This window comes from Kitasatospora sp. GP82 (assembly GCF_029892105.1).
Taxonomy (GTDB): domain Bacteria; phylum Actinomycetota; class Actinomycetes; order Streptomycetales; family Streptomycetaceae; genus Kitasatospora.
Genome location: NZ_JARZAJ010000009.1, coordinates 77878 through 104534, shown reverse-complemented (window position 1 = coordinate 104534; position 26657 = coordinate 77878). Strand labels below are relative to the sequence as shown.

22 protein-coding genes and 4 pseudogenes are annotated in these 26657 nt (G+C 70.7%); 12 read left to right on the top strand and 14 right to left on the bottom strand.

The genetic code is table 11. The features are described from left to right. Positions 1-125 precede the first annotated feature (125 nt). Entirely contained in the window at positions 126-1580 is a 1455-nt protein-coding gene (locus P3T39_RS11710; protein WP_280697418.1) for an amino acid permease, read from the top strand. A gap of 6 nt (positions 1581-1586) precedes the next feature. On the opposite strand, the gene P3T39_RS11705 is transcribed toward P3T39_RS11710, so the two are convergent. Continuing rightward, positions 1587-2306: a Mut7-C RNAse domain-containing protein gene (locus tag P3T39_RS11705; RefSeq protein WP_280697510.1), complete on the bottom strand. Its 720-nt coding sequence runs from the start codon at positions 2304-2306 to the stop codon at positions 1587-1589. A gap of 75 nt (positions 2307-2381) precedes the next feature. Then, entirely contained in the window at positions 2382-3236 is an 855-nt protein-coding gene (locus tag P3T39_RS11700) for an SAM-dependent methyltransferase (protein ID WP_280697417.1), read from the bottom strand. A gap of 127 nt (positions 3237-3363) precedes the next feature. On the opposite strand from P3T39_RS11700, the pseudogene P3T39_RS11695 reads away from it, so the two are divergent. After that, positions 3364-3462, top strand: a pseudogene (locus tag P3T39_RS11695) (short-chain dehydrogenase); the annotation flags it as partial. Positions 3463-3506: 44 nt separating this feature from the next. Here the strand turns inward: P3T39_RS11695 and P3T39_RS11690 are convergent. Next, positions 3507-4856, bottom strand: a complete 1350-nt coding sequence (locus P3T39_RS11690) for a phosphoribosyltransferase family protein (RefSeq protein WP_280697416.1) — start codon at positions 4854-4856, stop codon at positions 3507-3509. A gap of 203 nt (positions 4857-5059) precedes the next feature. Then, positions 5060-6202, bottom strand: coding sequence for a polyprenyl synthetase family protein (locus P3T39_RS11685; protein WP_280697415.1), 1143 nt, complete (start codon positions 6200-6202; stop codon positions 5060-5062). A gap of 853 nt (positions 6203-7055) precedes the next feature. Between P3T39_RS11685 and P3T39_RS11680 the strand changes: the two genes are divergently transcribed. From P3T39_RS11680 to P3T39_RS11670, 3 genes are all read left to right on the top strand, one after another. Next, a complete protein-coding gene (locus tag P3T39_RS11680; protein WP_280697414.1) occupies positions 7056-7802 on the top strand; it encodes a transglycosylase SLT domain-containing protein in 747 nt (248 codons plus the stop codon). Between the two features lie 269 nt (positions 7803-8071). Then, positions 8072-9064, top strand: coding sequence for a glycosyltransferase family A protein (locus P3T39_RS11675; protein WP_280697413.1), 993 nt, complete (start codon positions 8072-8074; stop codon positions 9062-9064). A 169-nt stretch (positions 9065-9233) separates the two neighbouring features. After that, positions 9234-12269 carry an FAD-binding and (Fe-S)-binding domain-containing protein gene (locus tag P3T39_RS11670; protein WP_280697412.1) on the top strand — a complete coding sequence of 1012 codons (3036 nt, stop codon included), beginning with the start codon at positions 9234-9236 and terminating at the stop codon, positions 12267-12269. A gap of 191 nt (positions 12270-12460) precedes the next feature. Here the strand turns inward: P3T39_RS11670 and P3T39_RS11665 are convergent, their stop codons facing one another. From P3T39_RS11665 to P3T39_RS11655, 3 genes are all read right to left on the bottom strand, one after another. Then, complete coding sequence (locus tag P3T39_RS11665) at positions 12461-13447, bottom strand: RimK family alpha-L-glutamate ligase (RefSeq protein ID WP_280697411.1); 987 nt, start codon at positions 13445-13447, stop codon at positions 12461-12463. A 471-nt stretch (positions 13448-13918) separates the two neighbouring features. Further along, positions 13919-14338, bottom strand: a complete 420-nt coding sequence (locus P3T39_RS11660; protein WP_280697410.1) for an MFS transporter — start codon at positions 14336-14338, stop codon at positions 13919-13921. 52 nt (positions 14339-14390) lie between these two features. Then, positions 14391-15233, bottom strand: a complete 843-nt coding sequence (locus P3T39_RS11655) for an NAD(P)H-binding protein (protein WP_280697409.1) — start codon at positions 15231-15233, stop codon at positions 14391-14393. A 100-nt stretch (positions 15234-15333) separates the two neighbouring features. Here P3T39_RS11655 and P3T39_RS11650 point away from each other — a divergent pair, with 100 nt between their 5' ends. Both P3T39_RS11650 and P3T39_RS11645 read left to right on the top strand, forming a co-directional pair. After that, positions 15334-15828, top strand: a complete 495-nt coding sequence (locus P3T39_RS11650; protein ID WP_280697408.1) for a MarR family winged helix-turn-helix transcriptional regulator — start codon at positions 15334-15336, stop codon at positions 15826-15828. 312 nt (positions 15829-16140) lie between these two features. Continuing rightward, positions 16141-18324: a SpoIIE family protein phosphatase gene (locus tag P3T39_RS11645; RefSeq protein WP_280697407.1), complete on the top strand. Its 2184-nt coding sequence runs from the start codon at positions 16141-16143 to the stop codon at positions 18322-18324. On the opposite strand, the gene P3T39_RS11640 is transcribed toward P3T39_RS11645, so the two are convergent. Beyond that, on the bottom strand, positions 18311-18538 hold the full coding sequence (locus tag P3T39_RS11640; RefSeq protein WP_280697516.1) for a hypothetical protein: 228 nt from the start codon (positions 18536-18538) through the stop codon (positions 18311-18313). The two genes, P3T39_RS11645 and P3T39_RS11640, sit on opposite strands and share 14 nt — an antisense overlap. Positions 18539-18558: 20 nt before the next feature. After that, a pseudogene (locus tag P3T39_RS11635) lies at positions 18559-18798 on the bottom strand (AraC family transcriptional regulator); the annotation flags it as partial. Between P3T39_RS11635 and P3T39_RS11630 the strand changes: the two are divergent. Then, positions 18704-19567: an NADP-dependent oxidoreductase gene (locus tag P3T39_RS11630; protein WP_280697406.1), complete on the top strand. Its 864-nt coding sequence runs from the start codon at positions 18704-18706 to the stop codon at positions 19565-19567. The pseudogene P3T39_RS11635 and the gene P3T39_RS11630 overlap by 95 nt on opposite strands. 37 nt (positions 19568-19604) lie before the next feature. Here P3T39_RS11630 and P3T39_RS11625 read toward each other — a convergent pair whose 3' ends face one another. Continuing rightward, positions 19605-20270 carry an SMI1/KNR4 family protein gene (locus P3T39_RS11625; RefSeq protein WP_280697405.1) on the bottom strand — a complete coding sequence of 222 codons (666 nt, stop codon included), beginning with the start codon at positions 20268-20270 and terminating at the stop codon, positions 19605-19607. Positions 20271-20378: 108 nt separating this feature from the next. Continuing rightward, on the bottom strand, positions 20379-20876 hold the full coding sequence (locus P3T39_RS11620; protein ID WP_280697404.1) for a hypothetical protein: 498 nt from the start codon (positions 20874-20876) through the stop codon (positions 20379-20381). Positions 20877-21335: 459 nt separating this feature from the next. Here P3T39_RS11620 and P3T39_RS11615 point away from each other — a divergent pair, with 459 nt between their 5' ends. The 3 genes and pseudogenes from P3T39_RS11615 (at position 21336) to P3T39_RS11605 (ending at position 24694) form a co-directional block, all read left to right on the top strand. Next, positions 21336-21683, top strand: coding sequence for a hypothetical protein (locus P3T39_RS11615; RefSeq protein ID WP_280697403.1), 348 nt, complete (start codon positions 21336-21338; stop codon positions 21681-21683). Positions 21684-21859: 176 nt separating this feature from the next. After that, positions 21860-22619 (top strand): annotated as a pseudogene (locus P3T39_RS11610) (transposase); the annotation flags it as partial. Positions 22620-23392: 773 nt separating this feature from the next. Beyond that, a complete protein-coding gene (locus tag P3T39_RS11605) occupies positions 23393-24694 on the top strand; it encodes an aspartate aminotransferase family protein (RefSeq protein WP_280697402.1) in 1302 nt (433 codons plus the stop codon). A gap of 148 nt (positions 24695-24842) precedes the next feature. Here P3T39_RS11605 and P3T39_RS11600 read toward each other — a convergent pair whose 3' ends face one another. Next, on the bottom strand, positions 24843-25154 hold the full coding sequence (locus P3T39_RS11600) for a hypothetical protein (protein WP_280697401.1): 312 nt from the start codon (positions 25152-25154) through the stop codon (positions 24843-24845). Between P3T39_RS11600 and P3T39_RS11595 the strand changes: the two are divergent. Next, positions 25122-25529: pseudogene (locus tag P3T39_RS11595) on the top strand (amidohydrolase family protein); the annotation flags it as partial. The gene P3T39_RS11600 and the pseudogene P3T39_RS11595 sit on opposite strands and share 33 nt — an antisense overlap. A 137-nt stretch (positions 25530-25666) precedes the next feature. Here P3T39_RS11595 and P3T39_RS11590 read toward each other — a convergent pair. Both P3T39_RS11590 and P3T39_RS11585 read right to left on the bottom strand, forming a co-directional pair. Then, entirely contained in the window at positions 25667-25966 is a 300-nt protein-coding gene (locus P3T39_RS11590) for an AzlD domain-containing protein (RefSeq protein WP_280697400.1), read from the bottom strand. Further along, entirely contained in the window at positions 25966-26655 is a 690-nt protein-coding gene (locus P3T39_RS11585) for an AzlC family ABC transporter permease (protein ID WP_280697399.1), read from the bottom strand. Before P3T39_RS11585 ends, P3T39_RS11590 begins: the two co-directional genes overlap by 1 nt. Positions 26656-26657 lie beyond the last annotated feature (2 nt).

The following is a 26657-nucleotide window of genomic DNA, read 5'->3' as shown; positions in this document are numbered from 1 at the left end:
CAATTTGTACCCAAAGGTTCCCTTGCGCCGGATTTGTGGCTAGGTTTGCCAGCCAACGCGTGGGCCTGTCCCCACCCCTGTCACCCACAGACCGAGTGCCCGCGCTGGGAAGGCAGTCACACCTGATGAGCATGGAAACCACCAAGGGCCCGCAGCAGGCCGACACACCAGACCAGAGCCCGGCGACCCCGGGCTCTGGCCACGGTCACCTCCAAGCGGGCCTGAAGAACCGGCACCTCTCGATGATCGCGATCGGCGGTGTGATCGGCGCCGGGCTGTTCGTCGGCTCGGGCGCCGGGATCGCGTCCACCGGCCCCGGCATCCTCCTCTCGTACGCACTGGCCGGCACGCTGGTCGTGATGGTCATGCGGATGCTCGGCGAGATGGCCGCCGCCGACCCGCAGAGCGGTTCGTTCTCCGCCTACGCCGACCGGGCACTCGGTCGCTGGGCCGGCTTCTCCATCGGCTGGCTGTACTGGTTCTTCTGGGTCGTGGTGCTGGCGGTCGAGGCCACCGCAGGTGCGAAGATCCTCAACAGCTGGGTGCCGGGGGTGCCTCAATGGGCGTTCGCACTGATAGTTATGGCCGTGCTCACCGCGACCAATCTCTTCTCGGTCTCCTCCTACGGCGAGTTCGAGTTCTGGTTCGCGGGCATCAAGGTGGTGGCGATCACGGCCTTCATCGTGATCGGAGCCCTGGCGATCTTCGGGGTCCTGCCGGGCACCCACTCCCCGGGTATGACCAACCTGACCGGTAACGGCGGCTTCCTCCCGCACGGCATCGGCGCGGTCTTCACCGGCATGCTCACCGTGGTGTTCGCCTTCATGGGCAGCGAGATCGTCACCCTCGCGGCGGGCGAGACCGCCGACCCGAAGACCGCCGTCCGCAAGGCCACCAACAGCGTGATCTGGCGTATCGGCGTCTTCTACCTCGGCTCGATCGCCATCGTCGTCACCCTGCTCCCCTGGAACTCCGCCGCCGTCAAGGGCAGCCCGTACGTTGCCGTCCTGGACCACGTGGGCATCCCCGGTGCCGGCCGGGTGATGGACGTCATCGTCCTGACCGCCGTGCTCTCCTGCCTCAACTCCGGCCTGTACACCGCCTCGCGGATGGCCTTCTCGCTCAGCCAGCGCGGTGATGCCCCGCGCTCCTTCGGCAAGGTCAGCGGGCGCGGGGTGCCGCGGACGGCGATCCTCGTCTCCGTCGTCTTCGGCTTCCTCGCGGTCTTCTTCAACTACATGTGGCCGGCCACCGTCTTCCAGTTCCTGCTGAACTCCTCCGGCGCGGTGGCGCTCTTCGTCTGGCTGGCGATCTCCGTCTCCCAGCTGCGGATGCGCCGGATCGTCGAGCGTGAGTCGCCCGAGAAGCTGACCGTCCGGATGTGGCTGTTCCCGTACCTGACCTGGGCGACCATCGGGATGATCACCTTCGTCATGGCCTACATGTGCACCGACCCCGACGGGCTGACCCAGATGATCCTCTCGCTGGTCGCCGCCGCCGTGGTGCTCGCCGCCTCGGCCGTCGTCGGCCGCCGCCGCAAGGCTGCCGCAGCACTCGCCACGGCACCCGCCGAGGCCTGACGGCCGTCAGTTCCCGCCTTCGCTTCGCCCGCTGTCGCCCAGCGCCGCGGCCACGATCGTCTCCAGGTGCCGATGATGGGCACCGTCCCAGTAGACGTGGCCGCACGCACGGCAGCGGGCGAAGCTGTCGTACGTCCGGCGGGTGCCGGGCCGTAGCAGTACCTCGACCTCCTGCTTCGCCACCGGCACCAGCAGCCCGTTGCACGCCGTGCAGCGACTCCACGGCGCCAGCGGGGGCGCGAACCGCTCCAGCACATCGGCGAGTTGCTCGTCAGGACCGGAACCCCGTACGTACGCGCCCAGCCAGAGCGCTCGGCGGCACAGCAGCCCCCGGTCCTTGGTGAGCAGGATCCGGCGCTCCGCGTTGGCCCGGACGACCAGTTCATCGTCGTCCAGGTCGTTGCGGTAGGCGGTGTCCACCCCGAGCAGCCGCAACCGCCGCGCAAGGGCGCCGAGATGGACGTCGAGGAGGAAGCACGACGACGGCGCCCGCTGCGGCCGGGGCACCGGCGTCACGCGTACGAGGTCGCCGCCCCGGGGCCGGTGGTCCTGGCCGACCCGGCGGCCCGCCACCTCCAGCGAACCGACCTCGGTCAGCGGCACCCCCAGCGACTGCACCAGGTGCCCGAGCGAGGCCGTCCCGTCATGGACGGCCCGTACCGGCTCGCGGCGGTGGCGCTTGCGCAGGAACAGCCACAGCTCGGGGGCGAAGCACAGGGACACCATCGGCGTCGAGGGCCCGGTCACCACTCCAGTGCAGCACATCCCCGCAGCGGCGACCTCGGCCGTCCGGGACAGGGCCTACGGCTTGCGGGCCACGCCCGCCCAGTAGTACGCGGCGTGCGGGTCGGCGGGCGGCTCGCCGTCCGGGTGCCAGGCCATCACGGGTGCGACGCCGGGCTCGACCAGCTCCCACCCCCCGAAGAACTCCTCGACCCGGGCCCGGGTGCGCGGGACCAGCGTCATCCGGCCCTGCGCCGCCTTGGCGGCCACCTGCGCCATCGCCTCGGGGTCGAAGTCGCCGGTCGGGTGCGTGATCACCACATGGCTGCCCGAGGGCAGCGCGTCCAGCAGGGTGGCCACCTTGCCCCTCGGGTCGTCCTCGTCGCGCAGCAGCATCAGGATCGCCACCAGCATCAGGCCGACCGGCTCGGTGAGGTCCAGTGTCCCGGTCAGCGCCGGATGCGCGAGGATCGCCTCGGGTCGGCGCAGGTCGGCGTGGATGTAGGCGGTCTCGCCCCGGCCTTCGCTGACCATCAGGGCGCGGGCGTGGGCAAGCACGATCGGGTCGTTGTCCACGTACACGACGCTACTGCCGGGCGCCTCGGCCTGGGCGACCTCATGGGTGTTGCCGCCGGTCGGGATGCCCGTGCCGATGTCCAGGAACTGCCTGATCCCGGCCTCGCGCGCCAGGTACCTGACCGCCCGGCCGAGGAAGTGGCGGTTCTCCCTGGCCATGGTCCGGATGCTGGGGATGGCCTGCTCGATGCCCTCGCCCAGGGCGCGATCCGGCGCGAAGTGGGTCTTGCCGCCGAGCCAGTAGTCGTACATCCGGGCGGAGTGCGGCACCGAGGTGTCGATCTCCGGCGGCTCCCAGCCGTCGAACCCGCGTCCGATTGCGATCAGTTCGCTCTGCTCACCCTGACGCTCCGACAAATCGACCCACCTCCAGTGGACTTCACCATCAGCCGGGCCACAGCCTAACCGTCCGAACGGCCGTCCGTAGCACGGAGCCCGTCCGCCCCTGCGGAGCAGGCCCCGGAACGCCGGACCGGGAGACCCGATCGACGACATCGCCCCGTACGTCAGGTTCCTGCTCACCGACGGCTGGTGGCTCAACGGCCAGACCCTCTTCGTCAACGGCGGCTACACCACTCGCTGAGGTCGCACCGAGGATCGGCCGGACGGGACCGGACCTCGGCCCACTCACCGCCGGGCGGCCGCCAGGTGCTCGCTGAACCAGTCCGCCGCAAGGTCGGCCGCGGCGGCCAAGGTGCCCGGTTCCTCGAAGAGATGGGTCGCGCCGGGCACCACGGACAGCCGGCTCTCGCAGCTCAGCCGAGCCTGCGCCTCGCGGTTGAGTTCGAGCACCAGGTGGTCGTCACCGCCGACGATGAGCAGCGTGGGTGCCGTCACCTCGGGCAGCCGGTCCCCCGCCAGGTCGGGCCGACCGCCCCGGGAGACCACCGCATCGACGGGCGTGCCCGGATCGGCGGCGGCGTACAGCGCGGCAGCCGCTCCGGTACTGGCCCCGAAGTACCCGAGCGGGCGCCGTTCGGCCTCCGGCTGCTCCCTCAGCCAGCGGGTCGCCTCGGCCAGGCGCTCGGCCAGCAGCGCGATGTCGAAGACCTTGGCCCGGTCGGCGGCCTCGCCGTCGGTGAGCAGGTCGAACAGCAGGGTCGCCAGTCCGGCGCGGTTCAGCCGCTCGGCCACGAAGCGGTTGCGCGGGCTGTGCCGACTGCTGCCGCTGCCGTGGGCGAACACGACGACACCGGCCACCGCGCCCGGCGGCACCGTCAGCGTTCCCCCCAACCATCCGCCACCGAGCGGCAGTTCGACCTCCCGCGTGCCCGGGTGTGGATCCGGTGCGGGATCCTGGCTGCCGTTCGTTCCGGAGTCACCGGCGGTGCCCGCCGCCGTCCGCCGCGCCGCGCGGTCGAGGCAGGATGCGACCTCCGCGTCCGAGGTCTGCTCGAAGTCCTGGTAGAACTGGCCGATCGCGTAGAAGGCCAGCGGCGTACGGACGCACACCAGCTCGTCGGCCTCCTCACCGAGCCGGTCCACCCAGTCGGTCGGCGCCACCGGCACCGCCAGCACCACCCGGGCCGCCCCCAGGTGCCGCACGATCCGGCAGGCGGCGCGCGCGGAGGATCCGGTGGCCACGCCGTCGTCGACCACCACCACGGTCTTCCCGGCCAGCCGGACACCGGGACGTTCGCCTCGGTAGCGGGCCACCCGGCGGGTGAGTTCGGCGCGCTCGCGCTTCTCGACCGGGGCGAGCTGCTCCTCCGAGACCCCGGCGAGCCGCATCACCTCCCGGTTGAGCACCCGCACGCCGCCCTCGCCGATCGCGCCGAGCCCGAGTTCCGGCTGGAACGGCGCGCCCAGCTTCCTGATCACACAGATGTCCAGCGGTGCGTCCAGCACCTCGGCGACCTCGGCCGCCACCGGTACACCGCCGCGCGGCAGGGCGACCACCACCACGTCCTGACCGCGCAGCTGTGCCAGCCGGGCGGCCAGCTGCCGACCGGCGTCCCGACGATCGGTGAAGTACACGGCTCGACCTCCTCACCCCCGCCCGCAGCACTCCTCCCCCCTCCAGCCTGCGCCTCCGAACGGCTCATGGCGCACCACGCGCTCGGGTCCCGTCCGGCCGGTCCTTCAGTGGCCGGTGGCCAGGCACTCTTCGGGGGCCGGCGTCCAGAGATCGGCCGGACAGGACCCGGCACCGGGCTCGCCCGCCCTCCGCACCACGGGCTTCAGCGGGCCCGCTCGCCCGCCTGCCGGGCCAGTGCGTCGAGCCGGTCCCGGCTGGGCGTGTGCGGCAGTACGTCGAGCGACCGGCAGGCGCGCTCCGCGTACCGGCGGGCCTCGTCGCGGGCTGCGGTGTGCGCCCCCGTACGGTGCACCAGCTCGCGCAGCGCCGCGAGGGCGCGACCCGGTGGTGCGTGGTGCGCCTCTTCGAGGCCGCCACGGTCACCGCCGACCCGTTCGAAACCGGCCCGGTCGCGGCGGCGGGCCAGCAGCAGTGGCAGAGTGGGCCGCAGGTTGCGCAGGTCGCTGTCGCCCGGTTTTCCGGCGGCAGCGGGATCGGCGGCGAAAGGGAGCAGGTCGTCGCCGATCTGGAAGGCGAGCCCGAGGGCCATCCCGTACTCCGCCAGCGCCCCGGCCTCGGCGGGACCTGCCCCCGCGAGGACGGCGCCGATCCGGCAGGCCGCCGAGGTGACCACGGCGGTCTTCAGCCGGGCCATCTCCAGGTAGTCCTCCGTGCGGCAGTCGAGGTTGCCGGCCATCGCCAGTTCCAGCTCGGCGCCCCGGCAGACGTCGATGCCGCTGGACGCCTGGATACGCATCGCCTCGACCACCAGCTCGGCCGGCACGCCCCGGTCCCGGCACTCGGCCAGCGCTTCGAACCAGCTGAGCAGGAGTGCGTTGCCGGTGACGATCGCGCGCTCCGTGCCGAAGCGGCTGTGCACGGCAGGCCGGCCTCGCCTGGTGTGGTCGCCGTCGATGATGTCGTCGTGGACCAGGCTCCCGGCATGTGCGCACTCCAGCCCGACCGCTGCGGGCAGCACCCGCTCCACCAGGCCGACCGCCGCCCCGGGCCCGGTAGCGGCCGCGGTGGCACCCCGGCTCGCGCCCACCGCGAGCGCGGACCGCACCAGCAGCAACGGTCGCAGCAGCTTGCCGGGCGGCAGCACGGCGTGGCGCAGCGAGGTTTCGAGCTCCAGCCCATCGTCTCGGCCCGCTGCCTCCGCGCCGGGCTTCCAGCGTGCCGCCAGCTGCTCGCTCACCAGCTTCAGCAGCGCGGCGTCCGACTCCACCTCGCTCGACGGCGAGGGCTTCTGGGACGGTAGCGGTGAAGTCGGGGGTGTGGACAACGGCCTACCGGCACTGGCCAACGGGGCTCCTTCATCGCATGGATTTCGGCAGCTTTCTCGCGCAGTCACAGTTGACGATCGGTCAACTCGGCTCTGTGGAGCGCCGGCACGAATCCACTCTCTCGTCGGTGCCATCAACCTATCCCACGCAGTCGGCAATTCCTCTTGCACTTTCGACCCTGCCGGCGACCCCGACCTGATGCTCAGCTCGTCCGGCCGGTGAGCCGGCCGGGGATACGGCTTCCCGGCCCAGAGTGACAACGCGGTCACCGTGCGGTTGGGTCGGCGCGCCAGGCGCGGCCCGGCGGTGGCGTCGGTCCCGTGACCACAGGCGCGCCTTCCGCACTCGACCGGTCACACTCGGCGACCGGGACGGGATGGTTGTTGTGAGGCCGCCCACACCGGTTCCGCCGACTACTGCCCTCGATAGTCGTCACACCCCGGTCGCTTCGCCGCACCCGCCTGCCGGGTGTCCGGACCGCCGCTCGGGCGCCCGGAACGCCGCTGGTCAGGGCCGCGATCACAGACTGTCACGACTTCCGCCTACGGCTCGCGTATGTTCCGGGTAAACCCGTCGATCACGCCCGGCCCCGTGCCGGGCGTTCCGCTGTCCTACGACCGCCGGTAGTACCCGAGCTCGTTGCTACGACCGTAAGCCTCTGCAAAGAATGTCCCCGGTCGCAACGTCCCCGGTCGCAACGCAGCGTGGCCGGTCCGATCCCCCAGGTCGGCTCGTCGCGCCGTCCCGCCCACCCCGATCCCCAGCGGGGTGCGAGGCCGTCCGACACGGCGCGCGGGCTGTTCCCCCGAGCACGCTTCACGATACCCGTGTGCCTGCGCACGGCCCCACCGACGGAAGAGGTCTGTTCCCTCCATGCAGCTCCCGCAGCTCCCGCAGCTCTCGAAGCTCTCGAAGCTCACCAAGAACCGCCGGAACGCCGTCATCACCGGTGTGGCCACCTTCGCCGTCGCAGGCTCCGCAACCCTGGCCCTGGCCCTGCCCCAGGACTCCTCCTCCGCCCCGGCCGCGGCGCCGAAGGCCGTCGCCGCCGTCGGCGCCGACGAGACCCAGCAGATCGCCGCCGCCCAGGCCCAGGCCAACGCCCAGGCGGAGGCGCTGACCAAGGCCGAGGCCGACGCGAAGGCCAAGGCGGATGCCCAGGCCAAGGCGGATGCGGATGCCAAGGCCCAGGCCGAGGCGAAGGCGCAGGCCGACGCCCAGGCGCAGGCCCAGGCGGATGCCGAGGCCAAGGCACGAGCGGCTGCGCAGGCCCAGGCGGACGCGGCCTCGCGTTCCGAGCAGCGGAGCACCCTGAGCACAGGCACCGGCTACTCCGGCACCCCGCAGGAGATCGCCGCGCAGATCGTCCCGGCGAGCCAGCTCCAGTGCTTCGACAACATCGTCCAGCACGAGAGCAGCTGGAACGTCACCGCGACCAACCCGAGTTCGGGCGCGTACGGCCTGGTCCAGGCCCTGCCCGCCTCCAAGATGGCCGCGGCCGGTGCCGACTGGCGCACCAACCCCGCCACCCAGATCAAGTGGGGCCTCACCTACATGAACGAGGTCTACGGCAGCCCCTGCGGCGCGTGGTCGTTCTGGCAGGTCCACCACGCGTACTGAGCCCGGTCGCTCGTACGCGGTCTTCTACGGCTCCTGGCAGGCCCTTCTCGCACGTCCTTCCGGTACGCCTCCGAGGGCGGCACCTCCCGGGTCCGGAACCCGGTGGGGTGCCGCCCTCCGGACGCACTGACGGGCTCTCAGGTTCGTCACTCACGGTGGCAGCTTGGTGAAGATATCGCGCACACCAGTCGTGATTTGACCGGTGTTGGGTGGTTTCACGGGCATTTTGACCTTTGCCCGGACGTGTACACGCCCTTAGCCTCCCGCCCATGCCCTCCCCACTGATCTCCGTAGTGCTCTCCGCCTACGACCAGCAGCAACAGCTGAAGGACTGTCTGGACTCGCTCCTGTCCCAGTCCTCCCGCGACTTCGAGGTTGTGCTGGTCGTCGACCGCTCCCCCGACTCCCCCGAGCGCCTCACCGAGGCGTACGAGATGCGCGACCCCCGGGTGAGCGTCCTGCGGCTGGACGCCGCGGTCGGTATCGGCCGCAGCCGCAATGCAGGCGCGGCGCACGCCAAGGGCGAGTACCTGCTCTTCCTGGACAGCGACCACGTGGTGGAGCCCGAGGCGATCAAGGCGATGGCCGGCCGGCTGGCCGAGACCGGCGAGGTCGACGTCCTGCTGTTCGGGCACTCCCGCGAATACCGGGACCGGGTCTGGCCCGGCGGGGCGGCCGAGCTGCTCTCGTCCGCCGGCCCGGAGGTCTTCTCCCCGCTGGACCGGCCGGAGGTGTTCGGCGCGCCGCCGCTGATCTGGGACCGGCTGGTCCGACGGGACTCCGGTCTGCCCGCCTTCCCGGACGGCCACTACGAGGAGATCCCGGTGGTCCACGAGGTGCTGCTCGCGGCGAAGCGGATCGCTGTCCTCGACCAGGAGTGCGTCCGGATCCGCCGCCGCCACACCCTGCACCCGACCGGCTCCCCCGGCAGCAGCCACTTCGACATCTTCGAGCAGTACGGCCGGAGCCTGGAACTGCTCGGCGAGCACGAGGAGTTCGCCGCCGCCAAGCCCTTCCTCTTCACCCGGATGATCCGGAACTTCCTTTTCGTCTTCGACCTCGCGGGCTGCGTTCCGCGCGCCGAGCGCCCCCAGTTCTTCCACCGCGCCTCCGAGTACTACCGCTCCCACCTGCCCGCCGACTACCGCCGCCCCGGCGGCCGCGAGGGCGTCAAGTTCTCCCTCCTCTCCAGCGGTGCGTACGCCGCCTTCGAGGTCGCCAAGCTCTCGCAGATCGCCCGCAACGCCGTCGGCCGCTCCTGACCCCTGCTCGGTCCGGCCGCGCCACGGGGGGCAGCAGGCGACGGCCGGACCGGGTCCCGATCAGGACCGCGCTCCGCGGCCGGGTTGGGTCGGGGCAGTCGGGTTGACCTCGCGATGGCCTCGGGGTGGCCCACTGCCCGCTTCGGCCCGCCGCTGGAATGATCGCGGTATGGCGACCACCCCGGGAACCGATGACCTCGCCCGCGCCCTGCGTGCGGCGGTGCGCGGCGACGTACGCTTCGACGCGGCCGAACGCACGGTCTACAGCCACGACGCGTCCAACTACCGCCATCTCCCGCTGGGGGTGGTCAAACCCGCCGACACCGACGACGTCCGAGCTGCCCTCACACTCTGCCGCGAGTACCGGGTGCCGGTGGTCCCGCGCGGCGCGGGTACCAGCATCGGCGGGCAGGCGATCGGCCCGGGAGCGGTCGTCCTCGACTTCCGGCGGTACGTCAACCGGGTGCTCTCGGTGGACCCGGACGCCCGTACCGCCCGGGTCGAGCCGGGCGCGGTGCTGGACCGGCTTCAGGCGGCGGCCCGCCCGTACGGGCTGTGCTTCGGCCCTGACCCGTCCACGCACAGCCGGTGCACCCTGGGCGGCATGATCGGCAACAACGCCTGCGGTGCCCACTCGGTGGCCTGGGGACGCACCGCCGACAACCTGCACTCCCTTGACCTGCTGCTCGCCGACGGCACCGAACTGACCGTCACCGGGCAACTGCCGCCACCCGAGCGCGCCCTGCTGCGTCAACGACCGGGCCGCGAGGGCGAGTTGCACCGCGCCTTGCAGGACCTCACCGCCGACGGTCTCCCCGCACTGCGCCAGGGCATGCCCGACCTGCCCCGCCGCACCTCCGGCTACGCACTCGACGCCCTGCTGCCCGAGCGCGGTTACGACCTCGCCCGCGCCTTCACCGGCAGCGAGGGCACCTGGGCCGTACTGCTCGGTGCCACCGTCCGTCTGGTCGAGGCACCCGCCGCACGTGCCCTGGTGGTGGCCGGCTACCCCGACGAGACGGCGGCCGCCGACGCCGTTCCCGCCCTGCTGCCGCTGCGTCCGCTCACCGTCGAGGGCATGGCCTCCGACCTGATCGCCGCCCTGCTTGCCGCCGGACGCCGCCCGCCCGCGCTGGACCGGCTGCCCGAGGGCGAGTGCTGGCTCTTCCTGGAGACCGGCGGCGCAACCGAGGCCCAGGCCCTGGACGCCGCCCGCGAGTTGGCCGACGCCGTCCGCCGCGAACAGCGCGCCACCGTCACCGTGGTCACCGACCCCGGCGAGCAGCGCCAGCTGTGGGGCGTACGGGAGGCCGGTGCGGGGATCGTCAGCCGGCTGCCGAACATCGCGACCGGGGACACCTCCCAGCCCGAGGCCGACGGAGGCACCGAGGCCTGGCCCGGCTGGGAGGACTCGGCGGTGCCGGTGGAACGGCTCGGCGACTACCTGCGCGAACTGCGCGCGCTGCTCGGGCGGCACGGCCTGCGCGGCGTCCCGTACGGGCACTTCGGCGAGGGCTGCGTACATCTGCGGCTGGACTTCCCGCTCACCGAACCGCGCCGACTGCCGGAGTTCCGGGCGTTCATGGAGGAGGCGGCCGATCTGGTGGTGGCGCACGGCGGTTCGCTCTCCGGCGAGCACGGTGACGGCCAGGCCCGCTCGGAGCTGCTCCCCCGGATGTATCCGGCCGAGATCATCGACCTGTTCGGGCAGTTCAAGCGGGTCTGGGATCCGGACGACCTGCTCAACCCCGGCGCGCTGGTCGACCCGCGCCCGCTCGACACCGACCTGCGCTTCACCGGACGCGACCTGCCGCTCGCCCTCCCCTACGAGAAGGACGGCGGCAGCCTGCTGAAGGCCGTCCACCGCTGCGTCGGAGTGGCGAAGTGCGTGGACACCACCAGCGGTGTGATGTGCCCGAGTTACATGGTCACCGAGGAGGAGCGGCACTCCACGCGCGGTCGTGCCCGGCTGCTCGCGGAGATGCTTCGCGGCGTGGCGGTGGCAGGTCGTGGTGGCGATGTGACGGACAGCGCCGTCACTGACGGCTGGCGTTCGGAGGAGGTCAGGGAAGCGCTCGACCTCTGCCTCGGCTGCAAGGGCTGCGCTGCCGACTGCCCGGTCCATGTCGACATGGCGACCTACAAGACCGAGTTCCTGCACCAGCACTACCGGCGGCGCCTGCGACCTGCCTCGCACTTCTCGATGGGCTGGCTGCCGCTCACCCTGCGCGCCGCCGCATTCGCTCCTGGCATCGCCAACCGCCTGCTCTCCGCACCGAGTTCGGCAGCCGCACTCAAGCGGCTCGGCGGTATCGACAGCCGACGTGCCCTGCCCACCCTGCCGAGCGAGACCTTCGAGCACTGGTTCCGCCGCCACCGGGCAGAGCACCCGGCCCGGCCCGGCGCCACGCCGGTCCTGCTCTGGCCGGACACCTTCAGCAACCTGCTGGACCCCGAGCCCGCCAGGGCCGCCGTCGAGGTGCTCGAACACCTCGGCTTCGCCGTCCGGCTCCCCGGCGGCCCGGTCTGCTGCGGCCTTACCTGGGTCTCGACCGGGCAACTGGACGTCGCGCGACGGGTGATGCGACGCAGCCTGCGCGCCCTCCCACCGGGACTCCCCGTGGTCGGCCTCGAACCCAGCTGCACCGCCGCGCTGCGCGAGGAACTGCCCAAGCTGATCGGCGCGGAGGCGGGCGATGTTCCCGGGCGGGTGCGTACCCTGGCCGAGTTCCTGGAGCAGAGCGAGGTCGAACTTCCCACCCTCGCCGGCCCGTCGAGGGCGGAGCCAGGACGAGAACCGGGACCGGGACGGGAACCGGGACAGGTGCAGGGACCGCGACAGGTGCAGGGACTCACCCAGGTGCACTGCCATCAGCACGCCGTGCTCGGCACCGCGGCGGACCGCCGGATCGAAGCCCGGATCGGCCTGGCGAACCAGGTTCCGGACTCCGGCTGCTGCGGCCTGGCGGGGAACTTCGGCTTCGAACGCGGCCACTACGAGGTCTCGGTGGCGGCCGCCGAACGCGTCCTGCTCCCTGCCGTACGGGCAGCCGCGCCCGAGACCGTCCTGCTCGCGGACGGTTTCAGCTGCCGCACCCAGATCGCCCAACTCACGGACGGCCGAAGGGCGATGCACCTGGCCGAACTGCTCCGCCGAGCCATCCGCGAAGAGTCCGACCGGGCCGGCTCCCGATCCCCGGGATAACAGCGCTCACCGGCGGGACTCAGCGGCTCGGCCTACCCATCGCCATCCAGCCATACGTCAGCTCCGCATCGGCGACCCGGCCCGCACACGGAGCCGACAGCGATGACCCGGAGCGAGCCGTCCCACGCGTGGGCATCCGAGCTCCAGTGCCGCGTTCACTGTGGCCGCCACCGGGGCAGCCGGCCTGGTTGTCAAAGGTGTTGCCCATTCGGCTCGTTCGGGAAGTCCGGCCTGAGCCGGGCCGCACAGGCGGTGGCGACGGCCGGGGCGATCTCGGACATGGTCTCGCGCCAGCTGACGTTGGCGTTGACTTCGCACAGCGTGAAACCGCCGTCGGGCCGGAAGAGCAGGTCCACCCCCGCGACCCCGAGCCCGATGACGGCGACGGCCCGGACGGCCAGCTCCTCCGCTTCGGGATAGCGGCCGAGGCAGTACGTGGATTCGCCGCCGAGCGCGAGGTTGGACTTGAACCCACCATCGGTGGCGCGCCGGACCTGCGCCGCGACCGCTCGGCCGTCGACCACGACGACTCGCAGGTCCCGGCCGTGCGAGTGCTCCAGATAGTGCTGGAAGAGATAGGGCACCTCGTTGCTGAGGCTGCCGTGGATGTCCCGGAGCATGTCGGCGGTCGGGGCAAGAAAGACCCGGCCACCGCGCTGGCCGCGAACTGCCTTGACCACACAGGGCTGTTCGATCCCGGCAGAGATCACACGAGAGAGCGGGGCATCCGTGTAGGTGAGGGTGTCAGGCACCGGCAGGCCCGCCAGCGCGAGCTCCTGCAGCTGCCAGAACTTGTTCGCACAGGCCAGAACGGCGTCAATGGGGTTGAGCAACACCGTTCCCATGGCCTGCAGTTGGCGCAGCAGGGTCACTTCACAGTCGGTACGAAGCCGTGGCGTGGACATCCGAGCGTACGCCACCGCCGGGGCGGCCACCGGTCGGCCGTCGAGGTCGCCGAGGGTCAGCTGCCCGGCCCGCACCCCCAGGAGAAGGTCGGCAGTACGCACCGTCGCGCACTCCTCGCCGAATGCCAGCGCGAAGGCCGCAGCCACCTCCGCCGCGACGCGGGTCTGTTCGAGGCCGCTGCCGATGAGCAGCCACACCGAGGCGTCGCGCCGCATCCGCGACCGGTCGACACCGGGGTTCGATACTCCGTCGCTGCTGGTAGTGCGGGACACGCTGCCTGCTTTCCGGCTCGGCGCGACACGGGCGGCGGGGCCGCCCGGACAGGACCCATCGCGTCGAGGGTACGAGGCGCGGCTACGGTGCCGCCAGCACTCGGCACCTGCGCGCCGCAGCCCACGGCAGGCCGGAGTGCCGGGCGCCGTCCGAACATCGAGCCGTTGATCACAAAGACCTTGGAAATGTCGCCTGGCGGACGCCGGGACGCGGCGCAGGTGGCAGTCCGGCAGGCCGCGATCGAGGCAGCGAGACCTGTTGCGGCAGCAGGGCGCACAGACTGTCGTAACGAGGCGGAACGGAGCCGATGCGCACAAGCGCTGATGCGAGCCGGTTGCGGTGGTCCGCCGTCAGGTGGTCCACCGTGCCGAACAGGTAGCACCTCAGGGCTTGTCCAGGTAGCCGGTGAGGGCCTTGTCGGTGCGGTTGAGCCAGTAGCCGATGGACTTCATGTCTTGCTCCTGAGCGGGTCAGCGGTGCTGGGGCCGGGCTTTGCGGGGCAGCAGCCACACGAGGGCGCAGCAGGCGAGGGTGGCTGCTGCGCCCACGGCGAGGCTGTGGGTGGCGGCGTTCGTGGAGCCGCCGGAGGTGTGGAAGTAGACCGTGGTGATGGCTGCGGCACCGGTGCGGCGGCGGCGTCCGAACTTGTCGCCGAGCCTGCCACCGACCACCAGCAGGACGCCCATGGCCAGGGCGTAACCGGCGCCGGGCCACCGGACGAGGGCATCCGCGCCGTTCAGGTCGGCGGCGATGGTCGGGGCGGCGATATTGGTGATCGTCGCGTCGAGGAGGTCGAGGATCGCGGCGAAGAGGACGACGGCGAGGACGGCCCATCGGCGGCGGCCGGAGGTCTGCGGGGTGGCGGGGGCTTCGGCGAGAGCCGTGGACACGTAGTCCCTTGGGTGGAAGGGACGGGCCTCCGGTTGGTACGGCCCGTCCAGGTCAGTGCTGGGTGAAGGCGCCGACGTTCTCGCGGGCCCACTGCTGGAAGGTGCGGGCGGGCCGACCGAGGAGGGTCCTGGTGGTGTCAGCGATGGCCGCAGGGCCGTGGTCGGCGGCTTCCCACAGGTTGAGCAGCGAGGAGACCATCGGCACGGGCATGTAGTTGCCCATCTGCTGCTCGGCCTGGGCGCGGGTGATGTGCTCGACCGGGATCTCACTGCCGGTGGCGTCAGCCAGGATCGCGAGCTGGTCGCGGAAGGTGAGCGACTCGGGGCCGGTCAGGGTGACCGAGCGGCCGGTGAGGGAGGTGCCGGTCAGGGCCTCCACGGCGATGTCGGCGATGTCCTCGGGGTGGATGGGCACGATGTGCGCGTCCGGGTAGGCGAGCTGGATGGGCATCGACCGGCCGGTGAAGTGCGCCCAGCCGAGGGAGTTGCTGGCGAATGCGTCCGGGCGCAGGAACGTGCAGGTCAGATCGGAGTCGGCGAGGGCGCGCTCGACCTTGAGGCTGTGGCTCGCGAGCGGGTCGTTCTCAGCGGCGGGGCCCAGGACGGATGACGAGGACAACAGGACGACGTGCTCGACGCCTGCGGCCTGGGCGGCCTTGATCAGATCGTGGATGCCGGCGGGCTGGGGATAGAGGAAGACCTGGCGGACGCCGCGCAGCGCGGAGTCGAAGGTCTCGGGCCGGTCGAGGACGAGTTCGGCGACCTCGACGCCGGCCGGGACGGTCAGTTCCGCGGGCTCGGCGCTGGCGGCGCGGATGGTGAGGCCGGCGCGGTGCAGGCGGCTGATGATCGCCTGGCCGACCTTGCCGCGGGCGCCGGTGATGAGGATGGTCATGGGAGGACTCCGTTCGCTGCTGAAGACATATGCATGTTTACATGCACACGTTTTCAAGTCAACACATGTATTCGATTGGTCATGTATGTACGATGAGGGCATGACGAAGCACGAGCCGAGAACAGCCGACGAGCTGCTGGACGCCGTGGGCCCGGCGTTCGGCAAGCTGCGGCGCTCCTCACTCCTTGAGGTCGAGAACCCGGTCTCCCAGAAGGACCTGAGCCGCACGCTGATCCTCAACATCGTCCTGGAGGCCGAGCAGGACGATGCCCGCGAGGTCACCGTCGGCGCCGTGGCCGAGCACCTGGGTGCGGACCCCTCCGTAGCCAGCCGCATGGTGTCCGACTGCATCTCCGCCGGCTACCTGATCCGCGCCGCCTCCCAACAGGACGGCCGCCGGACGATCCTTCACCTCAGCCCCGAGGGCAAGGACCTGATGGCCCGCTTCCGCCGGCACCAGCGCTCGGCCTTCGAGTCCATCACCACCGGCTGGACCGAGCGCGAACGCCTGGAGTTCGCCCGCCTCATGCTGAAATACGTCGAATCCCAGGACGCCCTCCGGCACCGCGCCCCGGACAAGGACGCCCGTCGCTGATCCGTCCCGACGGCTTCCCCGGGCCGGGGGCGTCCCGGTCACGTCGGCCCGGCATGCCGTGCAATGAACGCCCGCGGCCGCTCTCGTCGACGATCAAGTTCCCGGTGAAGCGCGACCATGACGAAGGCCCCGGTGGGCGGAGGCGGAGGATGGCTGGACTCGTGAAGGTGACGGGAGCCTCCCGCCGTCGGAGCCGCAGGGATCCCCATCTTCGGGGCGCCGAATCCGGGACCTGGAATCCGCGTAGCGGTGTGTCATCGTAGGGGTAGGGCGCGACGGCGCGGTCGGCGAATGCAGAAGAGGGCAGCTGTCATGTCCCTACAGCCTGATCACCTTGGCTCTGCCACGAGACACCTCGGGTCCCCTTACGGGCGGAGCAAGGAGTATGCGGACCTGTTCGGGCAGGCTCCGGTGATTTTCGCTGCGCTGAGCGGCCCGAGGCTTCTGCTGGAGGCAGCGAATTCGGCGTTCTTCGAGGCCTGTGGAGTCGACCGCAGGCGTACCGGCGTGCCAATCGGAGAACTGATTCCGGAACTGGCTCCGCAGGGCGTCCTCGACCGGCTCGATGCGGTGTACCGCACCGGCACCGCGTACCGGGCCCAAGACAGGCGGCTCGTGCTCGGTGAGCCGGGGGCGGAGCGGGAGGGGTTCTTCGACTTCACCTACGAGCCCCGCCGAGACGTGATCGGCCAGGTCGACGGAGTGGTGGTGATCGCGGTGGAGACCACCGCGTACCACCATGCCCAGCTCCTGGCCGCCGAGCAGCGCATCCTGCTGGAGCAGATCGCGCGCGACGCCCCGTTGGACGAGATCCTAAGCGGCATGGCCAGGGCTATCGAGGACCTGTCCCCGGAAATGATCGTCTCGGTGCTGCTTGTCGATCCCGACGGCCGGCACCTGCGGCACGGCACCGGCCCGACCCTGCCCGCCTTCTACAACGAGGCGGTCGACGGGATCGCCATCGGCGACGGCGTCGGCTCGTGCGGCACGGCCGCCTTCCTGCGCGCGCCAGTGATCGTCACCGACATCGCCACCGATCCCCGGTGGGAGGGCTATCGCGACCTGGCAAAGCGGGCTGAGGTTGCGGCATGCTGGTCCACCCCGATCGAAGGAGTGGACGGTCGGCTGCTGGGCACCTTCGCGATATACCACCGCACCCCCAAGGCCCCAGAGGACAAGGACGTGGCGCTCAGCGCCGCGTTCACCCGCATCGCCGCCCTGGCCATCGAACGCCACCACGCGGTGGAGGCAGGCCGTGCCGCCCAGGAGCGTGAGAAAGCGGCCCGCGAGGACTTGGCTTTCGTGTTGGACGCCAGCACCGCCATCACGCGCGAACTGCACTATTTCGACTGCCTGCGCTGCCTGGCCCGGCTGACCGTGCCGACCTTGGCCCCACTGTGTGCCGTCCACGTGGTCGAGGGTGGCCAGACCCGGCGGGTCGCCGTGGCCGCCTCCCCCCGGGCCGAGGCAGGCCCCCTCGCCTCCCCCGAACTGAGCGCCGAGCTCGACAACGCGGTTGCTCGTGTGCTGGCCTCCGGCACCACCGAGACCGGCCACTTCGGCGCCCGTGCGGACGACCCCTTTGCACAGCTCGGCGTCACCGGTTACGCGTGCGTGCCGCTGGCCACTCGCGGCGGCACCTTCGGCGTACTGACCCTGCTGGATACTGACCGGCCGATGGACAGCCACATCGTCGCCCTAGCCGAGGAGCTCGCCCGCCGGGCCGCGTCCAGTGCTGACAATGCCCACCAGTTCACCGACCGCGTCCAACTGGCCCGCGATCTGCAGGCAGGCCTGCTGCCTCCCGAGTTGCCCAGGATTCCCGGCACCACTCTGGCGGCCTCATACCATCCCGCCGGCGAAGGACTCGACGTCGGTGGCGACTTCTACGATGTCTTCCCGCTGTCCGACGGCCGCTGGGCGCTCATGATAGGTGACGTGTGCGGGCGCGGTGCTCTGGCCGCCACCACTACCGGCATGGTCCGCCACACCGCACGCGCCGCCGCCCGTCTCCTGAACGACCCGGCGGCGGTGGTCGCCGCCATCAACGACGCTCTGGCAGATAACACCGCCGACGAGGACTGCTTCGTCTCACTCGTCTACGCCGAACTGCGGCACACCGCATCCCACCTCGCACTGAACCTGATTCGCGCCGGCCACGTACCCCCACTCGTACGCCGCGCCGACGCCACCGTCGAAGAACTCGCCCATCCAGGCCTGCTCCTGGGTATCGGCCCCGACCCCGACGGGTCCGCTTGCAGTATCGACCTGTATCCGGGCGACGCTCTGGTCCTGGTCACCGACGGCATCACCGAGGCGCGCTCAGCCGACGGCGAGTTCTTCGGCGAGGACCGCTTGGCTGAGGCCCTCGTCACGCTTAGGACTACGTCCCCCACCGCCACCACCCTCATTGAGTCCGTCACCGCCGCAGTCGCCGCCTTCGCAGCTGATTCCACCATCGACGACCAGGCCGTGCTGGTTCTCACCGCCACCTGACAGCGACCGACGCCGCAGACGCCGCGTAAGGAGCGCTGTCGAAGGCCGGCCGCGCTGTCTTCGGCCAGGGCGTCGGCGATGTGGCGGTCTTCATGGTGTCGTAGGACAGCGGGTCAGTGGTGAGGACGAGCTTGTTGTACTCCGACAGCTGCTCGACGCTCCACGCAGACTTGTCGGCGCCCACGGCGGTGACGGCGGCAGTGGTCCCAAGCACCTGGGCCGCGAGTGGGGCGCGGCGGGCCGGCCGTCGAGCAGCCCGGCGGCGGCGAGGACGAAGGAGGCCGTGCAGATCGACACCAGGCGGGTGCCGGGCCGGAGCCGGCCCAGAGCGGCAGCGACCGGCTCGGGGAGCGGGTCGCTGCCGCCGATCGGATCATCGATGGCCGCCACGATCAAGGTGTCGGCGGTGGCGATCACGCTCGCGTCGTGCTCGACGGCGATCGAGAAGTCCTCGCTGGTGCGCACCGGCCGACCTGGTGATGGCATCGTGGGGTGGGACGTCTCGGGTGTGGTGGAGACCGCCGGCCTCGGCGTGACGCTCTTCCGGCCGGGTGACGAGGTGTACGGCATGCCGGGCTTTCCGCGGATGGTCGGCGGCTATGCGCAGTACGTGGCCGCTCCGGCACGCCACTTCGCCCCCAAGCCGGCCGGACTCGACCACGTGCAGGCGGCGGCCCTGCCGCTGGCCGCGCTTACGGCCTGGCAGGCCCTGGTGGACATGGCGGCCCTGCAGGAGGGGCAGCGAGTCCTGGTGCACGCCGCGGCAGGTGGCGTGGGGCACCTGGCGGTGCAGGTCGCCAAGGCGTACGGCGCGTACGTCATCGGCACGGCCAGCGCGGGCAAGCACGAGTTCGTGCGGGGGCTGGGTGCGGACGAGGTGATCGACTACACGGCGGCCGACTTCGCCTCGATGGTCTCCGATGTGGATGTGGTGATCGACCCGATCGCCGGGGACTACCAGGAGCGCTCGCTGTCGGTGCTGCGGAACGGTGGCACGTTGATCACCCTCCCGGCCCGCGAGACCGAGGCGCTCGCCTCGGCCGCGGCCGCGCGCTCCATTCGCTCGGGCTTCATGCTGGTCGAGCCCGACCGGCGAGCGCTGTTGGCCATCACGGAGTTGGTCGAGACCGGCAAGCTGAAGGTCCACGTCGACGCCGTCTTCCCGTTGGCGGACGCCGCCAAGGCCCACGAGCTCGGTGAAACCGGGAGGACCACGCGGAAGTTGGTGCTCACCGTCGACTGATGGAACGTCATCGTGTGGTGGAGTTGGCGTGGGCGGCCTACCAGTGGGCGCTGTCGTCCCAGAGGCGGAAGCCGGCGAACTCGATGGGTCGTCGTCCCTCATCCAGCGCGGCCAGCCCTTCGGTGCTGAAGGTGCCGCGCTGCCAGGTCAGGAGAGTGTCGATCAGACCCTGCTCCAGGGGCGGTCCCTGGTCTGCGTGGCGTGGCCAGACGATCAGGGGCCAGTTGTCGGGGTCGCCTCCTTCGGTGAGCCAGCCGAGTTGGTCGCCGTCGATGGAGTTGGCGAACGGGAGGAACCCGCCGGGCTCGGGCCAGGTGGCGAGCGGATACCACTGGGGGTGGTTGCCCTTGAGCTGCCGGTACCCGTCGGTGGTCGACTCGACGTGCTGAAGGTAGCGCCGTTCGCCGGTGCGCAGCGGGGTGAAGAAGCGCAGCCAGCCGCTCCAGCAGCCGGCGCCGTACAGGTTCATGAGGGTCACGTACTCGCGCGGCAGCGTCGTGCCCAACTCGTCGAAGAGTCCTGCCCAGGTGCCGCCGCCGAGGTAGGGATTCCCCGGTGGCGGAGACAGCAGGCGCAGGGCGTCCAGGCCGGTACCGGCTTCCAGGGCGATGCGGCGCTCGGCGTCGGTGAGCCGGGGAGTGGTGGGCTCGGGCGGGGTCCAGGTCTGGGCGGTCGGCAGGAAGGCGGCTACGTCCAAGCTCACGTGGGTTCCTCTGCGTTGGGCGGCTCAAGTAGATGCCAGCGAGAGTATGCGAGCTTGATCGCGTGAGGCCGGCTTGGTCACGTTGATCCGGCAGCCGGCGGGTGGATGTCAGAGGTGAGCCCGGACCTGGCGCACGGGGTGCCCGAGCACGTCCGCGAGCCTGGTCAACTCCTCGTCGGTGAACCAGATGCGGTCGGGGTTCCAGACGGCGATCTCGAAGCGGGCGAATCCGCGGGGCCAGTCGTACTCCAGCGCATCGAGTGACGACTCGGTGTCGCAACACGGGAGCTCGATCGCCAGGGTGGCGAAGCCGTCCTCGCAGTGTGCTTCCAGTAGGTCCGCCCACCACTCGGTGTCGATCGACGCGCCGCAGTGCGGACAGCCGATCCTCTCCAGGTTCTCGCCGCAGTCGACGACCGTGAGCCCGTCGTGCCATGTGACGTCGATCTCGACGTCGACGCCGTCGGGCGTGCCGCACGCCAGCTCCGCGACGATCGCGGCGGCACGGTTGCCAGCGTCCTGGTCGGGTTGCCAGTGCAGATCGGTCGGGATGACCGACAGGACACTGGCATGCCTCCGTGCCGGATTGGGACGGAGAAGTCGCACTTCGCCGGACTATCCGTGCACGGATTGACGTAGCGATGGCCCCTCCATGCATCAGCCGGCTCGGACCGTCATTGCCATCCTCCTGAGTGGGATTCCCGAGCATGATCGGGGATCCGGAAGGCGACGGCGGACAATATCACCAAATCGTGGGCATGTCAGACCTGTGGTCCTCGACGCCGGGGCGCTGTTCCGAACGGTCTTCGAGTTGGCTGTCTTCGGTGCGACTCTTGCCGCTGTTCTGTTCGATAAATGACCGTTACCGTGCAGTTGGGCCCTGGTTGGACACGCCACCGTTTGAGTGACATTGTCCGGCCATGGCGACTCGAGGCAGTAGTTCTGGAGATGCGGGTGTTCGTAGGAATATTACGTATTCGGGCACTCCGAAAAACAGGGCCGGGCGGATACTGGTGAAATGGATGCCCAGAGAAGCCTCGGCGCATGACGGCAAAGGAGTTTTCGATGACAAAGAGCAAGTATGGGAAAAACCCGCTGCTCAGTGCGAAGGCGGTGAAGGGAAGCCTCGTCGGTGCGGCACACGGCAGCATGGTTGCCGAACTCCGCGACGCGGAGACGAACATGGGAATCGGCGGTGAGCTGATCACGTTCAGCGTCGCCAGCTCGGGTGAGGATTTCGGCCAGGCGACAACCAATCGCATGGGTGAGGCAAGGCTCGACAGCGGTTCGAACATCCTCGATGTGCAGTTGATGGCAGAAGCCGCCAGCAGCGGCTACATGGTCAACTACGCCGGCAACGAGAAGTACAACCCTGCCTCGGCCAAGGGCACGTTCGTGGTCAGCCTCGGCTGATCTCTGCCCGTCTGCTTGCCCGCTCCGCCATCAGCGTGGTCATGCTGTGAGGCACAGGGTACGGCGGTCCCGGCCATCACCGTCCTGGCCGGGACCGCCGCACTCCCGCACGCGGGACGCAAGCGCCGGTTTCGCGGCACGCCGTGTGGGTGGCCGACGGTCACGGCAAGGACGTGCTCCGCTCCTTCTTCGACGCGCTCGGCACCGACCGCTCCCACAGGCTCACCCACATCAGTGCCGATGGCGCGGAGTGGACCGCCGACGTGGTCGCCGAGCGAGCTCCGAACGCGGGTCCGGGCCATGGACCCGTTCCACGTCGTGGCCTGGGCCACCGAAGCCCTGGACGAGGAACGCCGCTCCGCATGGAACCGGGCCCGGCGCGAGGCGGCCGACCCCGAACTCGCCCGCCGCCTCAAGCACTCACGCCACGCGTTGTGGAAGAACCCTGAGGACCTCACGCCCCGCCAGCAGGTCAAACTCGCCTGGATCGCGACCAACGACCCTCGCCTGCACCGCGCCTATCTGCTGAAGGAGGGCCTACGCACGATCTACCGGATCGCTGCCGCCGAAGGCGTCGACGCAGCGGTGAAGGCCCTGGACCGGTGGCTGTCCTGGGCCGTCCGGTGCCGTCTTCCGACCGTCGCCGATCCGGCATGCAAGATCAAGCGCCACTACGAGGCCATCCTCCACGCGATCGTCGAGAAGCTGTCCAACGGCCTGATCGAGTCCACCAACACCAAGACCCGCCTGATGCTGCTGATCCTCGGTGTCCCCGAGCGGGTGGTGATGCAGATCATGGGCTGGTCGTCCACCGCCATGGCCGCCCGCTACCAGCACGTCACGGGCGGCATCCTCAAGGATGTTGTCGAGCGCGTGGGCGGACTCATCTGGCAGGTGGCCAAGGACGCCGACGGGGGCGACTCCGAAGCCGCCTGATCGGGGCTGTTGAGACTACAGATGAGACTGCGAACGCAGAAGGCCCGCACCGTTCGAACGGTGCGAGCCTTCTAGCTGCGGAGGATACGAGATTCGAACTCGTGAGGGGTTGCCCCCAACACGCTTTCCAAACGTGCTGCATTGCCGATGGCCGCAGCCTGGCGGAGGGCCGACTGTCTGAGGCTCGGGCAGCGAGGACGGCACCGCGAACACTCCCCCGAGCAGTCGGCCCGGGCGTCCGGCGCAGACCCGCGCGACCGCATACCCAGGGGCGGCGAACAGCCCGTTCTCGGCGCAGAGTTGGGAGAGCGCCCAGAATTGCCACGAGGAATCCCACCACCGGGAGCTGGGAGCTGGTCCGTTCCCACGCCTGCAACGGCGAAGGCCGGCACCGCCGGCAGCGGAGCGACGGACACGATCTCGGCGGCGGCGGCACTCAGGCCGGTTCCTCCAACTCATCGCCGCGGTACGTCCGCGCGGCGCTTTGGCGCGCAGCATCCCATCGGCCCTGCACAGGTCATCGGCCGGGTCGCTCCTGGCCGTCAGGAGTCTGCCCGTGGTGGCCAGTGGTCTCCCCCAGCGTCCGATGCGTCGATGTCCACGGCGACGGCGATGTGATGCGGGTAACATCGCGGCGTGGCCTGAGGCCGCGCCACCGGGTGCGAGGCCACCGCCGCTGTACCGCTCCGGACTCCCCGCGCGATGCGGTGCGGGGGTGCCGGGGTGCGGACGATCAGCCAGTTCGCCCACCCGAGAGGAGAGCGAGACCTGATATGTCGGAACTGTTGGATCGGCATCGCGCAGTCCTGCCAGCCTGGTTGGCCCTGTACTACGACAGCCCGTTGGAGATCGTGAGCGGCCAGGGCCGCCGCGTCCGGGATGCAGCCGGGGTGAGCTACCTCGACTTCTTCGGCGGCATCCTCACCAATATGCTCGGCTACGACATCCCCGAGGTGCGCGAGGCCGTCGAGCGTCAGCTGCGGACGGGCATCGTCCACACCTCGACGCTGTATCTGATCCGCTCCCAGGTTGAGCTGGCGGAGAAGGTGGCCCGGCTCTCCGGGATCCCGGACGCGAAGGTGTTCTTCACCAACTCCGGTACGGAGGCCAATGAGACGGCCCTGTTGCTGGCGACCCACGCCCGCCGTTCCGACCAGGTACTCGCGCTGCGCAACAGCTACCACGGCCGCTCGTACGCGGCCTCCGCCGTGACCGGGAACCGGAGCTGGAAGAACTCCTCGCTCTCTCCGCTGAATGTGCACTACCTGCACGGCACGGACCGCGAGCAGTTCCCGCAGCTCTCCGAGGAGGAGTACGCCCGGTTCTGCGTCGAGGACCTGCGCAGGTGCCTCGCCACGGCCACCGCCACCGACGTCGCCTGTCTGCTCGCCGAACCGGTGCAGGGCGTCGGCGGGTTCACCGCCGTGCCCGACGGTCTCTTCCGGGAGTTCAAGCAGGTCCTGGACGAGCACGGGATCCTGCTGATCTCGGACGAGGTCCAGACCGGCTGGGGCCGTACCGGCGAGACGTTCTGGGGTATCGAGGCCCACGGCGTGACACCCGACATCATGACCTTCGCCAAGGGAATGGGGAACGGTCTCGCGATCGGCGGCGTCGTGGCGCGGGGCGAACTGCTGGACGGCCTGCCCGCGAACGGCGTCTCGACGTTCGGCGGCAACCCGCTGGCGACCACTGCCGCGAACGCCACCCTCGACTACCTGCTGGAACACGATCTCCAGGCCAACGCGCACCGGGTCGGCAGCCGACTGATCGCCGCTCTCCGCACGGCGGCCGAGAAGCTCCCCGTCGTCGGCGCGGTGCGGGGCAAGGGCCTGATGTTCGCCGTCGACCTCGTCGACCCGGCGAGCGGACGGCCCAGCCCGCCGCTCGCCACCGCCGTAATGGAGGAGACCAGAAGGCGCGGCCTGCTGATCGGCAAGGGCGGCCTCTACGGCAACACCCTGCGGATGGCCCCACCGCTCACCCTGACCGAGGACGAGGCCGACGAGGGCCTGACGGCCCTGACCGACGCCCTCGACTCGGTGGCCCGGGAACACTCGGCCTCGTCGGGCTGACGCTGCATCGGGAAGGCGGGCCGGGCCGGCAAACAGCCGGCCCGGCCCGCCGGATCCCGGAGGCTCAGCCCCGGACACCCTCAGCGGGCCTCGGCGCCCACCCGGACGCGCCCGACCTGGAGCCGACGTACGGCCGACCCGGAGTCACTCAGTCGAACTTCGCCAACTCCTCGTGGAGGTCGGCCCGTTCGTCCGGCCGACCGAGCGCGGCGACCAGCATCGCCCGGGTCTCGCGCATGGTCGCCATCGAGCGGTCGATGGCCTCGATCTGACTGCGCAGCCGCTCGCGTGCCGTCTCGCAAGGGGTGAGCCGGCCGTCATCGGCGAAGCACGGCAGCAGACGCTCGACGGCCTGCGGGCCGAGTTCGCCCGCCTGGGCTCCGTCATCGCCGGGGAACAGTCCCCGCGTGAGGACTACCGTGCGGCGGTGACCGAGCTGCGGGAAGCACTCGATGCCCACCCCGAGGAGCTGGTCGGCTTCGCCTCCGTCCCACTGGGCCTCGACAGCCGGGCGACGGGCGCCTGGCTGGACGAGCAGCTCAGCCGGCCGGGGATCGTCGGCATCGGGGAACTGACCCCTGCGCCCGACCGGGCCCGGGCGATCGAACCCGCCCTGGCGGTCAGTGCCGACCATGGCGGTCTGCCCGTGCTGGTACACGGATTCGCACCGAACACCGTGGGCGATCTGCGGACCTACGCAGCCCTGGCCGCGCGCTTCCCGCAGGTGCCGGTGATCGTCGGGGCGTTCGGCGGGCTCAACTGGATGGAGCTGGTCGACCTCGCTCTCGAACGCCCCAATCTCTATATCGACCTGTCCAGCGCGCTTCAGGTGTTCGCCGTCCGGATGGCCGCCCGGGTACTTCCCGAGCAGTGCCTCTTCGGTTCCAACACCCCCTGTGGAGATGTCCTCGCCACCCGCGTCATGGTCGACGCCCCGCAGGCCCAGGACTCCGCGCTCGATCGGTCGGGGCCCTACACGAAGTGCCGCACCAGCGCGGTCGTGGCCGCGGCGACCAGCACCACCACCAGGAACGGTGCGCGGAGCAGGACCGCGGTGAAGGCCGCCAGCACACCCGCCGACCGGGCGTCGAGAGTCAACCGATGGCTGCTGGAGAAGGTCTGAATGGCGATCAGGGCCGCCAGCAGGGCCACGGGCAGCAGTGCGGAGATCCGTCTGACCCGGTTGTTCTCCAGTACGCGCCGGGGAACGGACAGACCCGCCAGCTTGAGTCCGTAGCAGGCGAGCGCGCCCAGCAGGAGCCCGAGCCACATCAGTCGGCCACCTCCGGCAGCAGTCCGATGACGAGCGCGATCCCGACTGCCGCCACCAGGGCGGGAGTTCCGATGGGGACGAACGGGACGGCGGCCAGGGCGACGGCGCCGGCCGCGAGGGCCACGACCCAGGGCCCGCGGGACCGGACTCGTGGCGCGAGCAGGGCGATGAAGGCGGCCGGGGACGCGACGTCCAGCCCGAGGGCGCTGGGATCGGGGAGGGCGGCGGCCCCCCAGGCGCCGAACAGGGTGGCGAGGTTCCAGAGCACGAACACCGAGGCACCGGTGGCCCAGAACGCCAGCCGTGCCGAGCGGTCGTCTCTGCGGCCGATGGCCATCGCCGAGCTCTCGTCGAGGACCAGATGGGCGGCCAGTGCGCGGCGCGGGCCGTGCACGCCGAGCAGGGCGGACAGGTTCAGTCCGTACAGGGCGTTGCGTGATCCGAGCAGAGCGGCGACCGCGGCCCCGGCCAGTGGATTGCCCCCCGCCCCGATCACGCCGATGAAAGCGAACTGCGACGCCCCGCTGAACATGAGCAGTGATAATGCGGAGGTCTCGACCAGCGACAGGCCGAATACCGCGCTCAATGCACCGAAGGAAATCCCGAGCGCGCCGACCGCCAGACCGACGCCGACCGCGTCTCGGATGACCGAGGCACGCTGCCTTGGCCAGTCGACTACTGATTCCATGG